Origin of the sequence: Lentibacillus salicampi, assembly GCF_004565465.1 — a bacterium.
Classification (GTDB): Bacteria; Bacillota; Bacilli; order Bacillales; family Amphibacillaceae; genus Lentibacillus; species Lentibacillus salicampi.
The window spans coordinates 1-1,322 of sequence record NZ_SRHY01000111.1 but is presented as its reverse complement, the minus strand read 5'-3'; the positions used below and the strand labels follow the sequence as shown (position 1 = coordinate 1,322).

Below are 1,322 nucleotides of genomic sequence, written 5' to 3'. Positions count from 1 at the left end.
CCTAGTGTGCGCTCATCGGTGCTGCATCGATGCTGCCAGGATAATACAATATACCTCGTGAACACGATGGACGTATGAGCAATCATAGAATCATAAGATCGACCCTGAAACTCTTTCTGCAGTTTCAAAAGGGACTTGGTTGTTTTGAAGAAGACTTCAATGTCCCAGCGCATCCCGTATATGCGTATAATTTCCTGATCTGTTAATGTGCAATCAGTGCTCAATATTGCCAGCCATTCACTTTTCTTGTTTCGGTTGCGAACAAATACAACCTTGACATCAACACCATTGGCCATGGTTGTATGAATGGAACGCAAAATGCTTTTGTGATGCTTTGTCGGTGCAGCCAAACGATAAAGCTCCTTCAACCCAACCCGCTTGTCGTTAACCAGATAGCGCTGATTTGTTGCTTTTACCATGCCAATGACATCGATGCCCTGATCCACGATATCCTTAATCAATGGCGGTTGTGTAAACCATGAATCCATTAAAACATAGGAGGCATCAATCCCTTTTGAAAGGGCACGTTTAATCATATCCGGTAATTGTTCCGGCGCTTTTTGTAATGCTTCCCGGCGCCGTTTATAACCGGATGTACGTTTGTCGATTTTTTCGGTGATGCCGTTTATTTTGGCCTTCATGGAACTTAATAACGAAAAGTCAATTGGCATAAACGTTGTCCCATCAGACCACCCAAGTGTAAGCATGCGGAATCCTTTGTAGTAACGCATTTTTTGTGAAGCATGGTCAAAGCAGCGTGCAAGCAGTTCAACCTTTTTACTGCGATTTCGCTCATAGGAAGAATCGTCCACAATCAGCACTTTTGGACGTTTGTTTCCGGTTAACGTACTCACCTTACTGATTGTCGCTGCACTTAAAGAAAGCAGGAAACGGCGCCAATTATACTTGGGATTGTTCAAAAATCGGTAGATGGCATTCTTTTCGGGCAGATCGTCGGATTTTTTGCCTTGCAGAAGCATATACCAGTTTTTTCCCTCAAAAATCAGGCTGAAGATAAGCTTGAATATATAGGTGCATGAAAAGCCCAAACCCTTTGTGATCCCGGCATTCCTTAAGTGTTTTAAAATACCCAGTTCATCAAATACGGCTTTTAATGCTTTTGGCAGTTGATTATTCATGTCATTATTCGCTATCATAGTAGTAGGCACCTCGCTATTGGTAGTTTTTTCTGGTTAATTAAACTATACCAAAAGTTGAGGTGTTTTTCTTTTATTGTGATGTTGTCAAGGAACATAATTCAGCTGCCAATGAGTGATACTGCAGTTAAATTAAAGCCTATTTTTGATCTGCGAAAGTTGAGT

Annotated in this window: 1 protein-coding gene; it reads right to left on the bottom strand. The window is 41.5% G+C overall.

Going from position 1 to position 1,322, the window contains the following annotated elements; all coding sequences use genetic code 11:
* A partial coding sequence (locus E4U82_RS19545) for an IS4 family transposase (protein WP_135111912.1) occupies positions 1-1,157 on the bottom strand: 1,157 nt, incomplete at its 3' end.
* Between the last annotated feature and the right edge of the window lie 165 nt (positions 1,158-1,322).